1 protein-coding gene and 1 rRNA gene (1 of these 2 cut by a window edge) are annotated in these 2,500 nt (G+C 48.0%); one reads left to right on the top strand and one right to left on the bottom strand.

Annotation, left to right across the window (positions count from 1 at the left end; genetic code table 11):
• Positions 1-94: 94 nt before the first annotated feature.
• Positions 95-664: a tyrosine-type recombinase/integrase gene (locus tag ACFC8N_RS48425; protein ID WP_376174685.1), complete on the bottom strand. Its 570-nt coding sequence runs from the start codon at positions 662-664 to the stop codon at positions 95-97.
• 537 nt (positions 665-1,201) lie between these two features.
• Between ACFC8N_RS48425 and ACFC8N_RS48430 the strand changes: the two genes are divergently transcribed.
• A 16S ribosomal RNA gene (locus ACFC8N_RS48430) occupies positions 1,202-2,500 on the top strand; it runs 251 nt beyond the window's last position.

A 2,500-nucleotide genomic window follows, 5' to 3' on the forward strand; every position in this document is an offset into this window, starting at 1 on the left:
CCTCTAAAAACAGCCTTTATGGACGTCTGATAACGAGGGTCTTTCGGAAGTAAAAAAAAAGAACAGTCAAAGACTGCTCCTTCGTTCGGAACCGTTATTTAAACACACTGAAGGTTTTCAAGACATTATTGGTTTCTTCTTCTGTGATGCCGATATACCTCAGGGTAATCGAAGGGTCCGAATGGTGCAGGATTCCCTGCAGCATCGCAATGTCCTTTGTCGCTTTGTAAAACCAGTATCCGAACGTTTTCCGCAGGGTATGGTTGCCGACATGGTCGACACCAGCAAAGTCGGCGGCCTTATTTAACTGCCGGTATGCCTGGGTCGGCGTGATGGCGCCGTCCCCCTTCCGGGATGGAAAAAGCCACTCACTGTCCACATTGACGGCATAGCCGTAGACTTCCTGAAAACAGTTTTCAAGGTACATCTCCCTGATTTTTTGTGTTTTTCCCTCTTTGATGCGCAGTATCTTCGTGTACTTTCCTTTCAAATTCAGAATCTGTTTGGTTTTGAGTCGTAAAAGATCTCCAACTCGCAGCCCGGTTTCACAGCCAAGGACAAACAGAATGTAATCACGTTCCGAACAATGGCGTTTAAGCGCCCACTTCATATCTTCCAGCTGCTGCTGGTTCCGAATGGGCTGCACGTTCTTAATAGGGTTCATAATTGTGTCCCCTTCTTTTTCAAGACGTTCCGAAAAGGTTGCGAGCCCTTATAAAACGGATACTTGAATGTATGATTTTATGTATTTATCTTCATTATAAGGATTAAAAACGAAGGAAGTCAATGAAATCAAGGAAATGAATGTACGGTCGTCTACAGAATCATACATAAAGTAACTTGCTAAAAAAATCATTGACATCATGTGTAAACTCTTTTATCATAAGGGAGTTGCTTATTTAGCAAGCAAGGCATTTTTGATCTTAGAAATTATTGATAGAGCAGTAAAAACAAGATCGAACATGTTCTTGAAAAAAACTATTGACGTCTTATTGAAATAGTAGTAAGATTAGGTAGTCGCTAAGAAATAGCGATTTTAAAAATAACTAACATTCTTCGCAGAAGTTGACAACTACTCAACTTCGTGATATGATGATTAAGTTGTTAAAGTGATTGCTCTTTGAAAACTGAACAAAACTAAGCGCCAACGTTTTAAAATAGTGAGCACACACTCTAAAAGCAAATGAGCAAGTCAAACATTTCTTCGGAGAGTTTGATCCTGGCTCAGGACGAACGCTGGCGGCGTGCCTAATACATGCAAGTCGAGCGAATGGATGGGAGCTTGCTCCCTGAAGTTAGCGGCGGACGGGTGAGTAACACGTGGGCAACCTGCCTGTAAGACTGGGATAACTTCGGGAAACCGGAGCTAATACCGGATGCTTGTTTGAACCGCATGGTTCAGACATAAAAGGTGGCTTCGGCTACCACTTACAGATGGGCCCGCGGCGCATTAGCTAGTTGGTGAGGTAATGGCTCACCAAGGCCACGATGCGTAGCCGACCTGAGAGGGTGATCGGCCACACTGGGACTGAGACACGGCCCAGACTCCTACGGGAGGCAGCAGTAGGGAATCTTCCGCAATGGACGAAAGTCTGACGGAGCAACGCCGCGTGAGCGAAGAAGGCCTTCGGGTCGTAAAGCTCTGTTGTTAGGGAAGAACAAGTGCCGTTCAAATAGGGCGGCACCTTGACGGTACCTAACCAGAAAGCCACGGCTAACTACGTGCCAGCAGCCGCGGTAATACGTAGGTGGCAAGCGTTGTCCGGAATTATTGGGCGTAAAGCGCGCGCAGGTGGTTCCTTAAGTCTGATGTGAAAGCCCACGGCTCAACCGTGGAGGGTCATTGGAAACTGGGGAACTTGAGTGCAGAAGAGGAAAGTGGAATTCCAAGTGTAGCGGTGAAATGCGTAGAGATTTGGAGGAACACCAGTGGCGAAGGCGACTTTCTGGTCTGTAACTGACACTGAGGCGCGAAAGCGTGGGGAGCGAACAGGATTAGATACCCTGGTAGTCCACGCCGTAAACGATGAGTGCTAAGTGTTAGAGGGTTTCCGCCCTTTAGTGCTGCAGCTAACGCATTAAGCACTCCGCCTGGGGAGTACGGCCGCAAGGCTGAAACTCAAAGGAATTGACGGGGGCCCGCACAAGCGGTGGAGCATGTGGTTTAATTCGAAGCAACGCGAAGAACCTTACCAGGTCTTGACATCCTCTGACAACCCTAGAGATAGGGCGTCCCCTTCGGGGGCAGAGTGACAGGTGGTGCATGGTTGTCGTCAGCTCGTGTCGTGAGATGTTGGGTTAAGTCCCGCAACGAGCGCAACCCTTGATCTTAGTTGCCAGCATTCAGTTGGGCACTCTAAGGTGACTGCCGGTGACAAACCGGAGGAAGGTGGGGATGACGTCAAATCATCATGCCCCTTATGACCTGGGCTACACACGTGCTACAATGGACAGAACAAAGGGCAGCGAAACCGCGAGGTTAAGCCAATCCCACAAATCT

Origin of the sequence: Streptomyces sp. NPDC055966 (assembly GCF_042269865.1) — a bacterium.
In the GTDB taxonomy this organism is placed as follows: Bacteria; Actinomycetota; Actinomycetes; order Streptomycetales; family Streptomycetaceae; genus Streptomyces.

Excerpts from the sequence above, each read along its gene's own strand:
- ACFC8N_RS48425 (WP_376174685.1), bottom strand. The coding sequence starts at position 664 with ATGAACCCTATTAAGAACGTGCAGCCCATTCGGAACCAGCAGCAGCTG.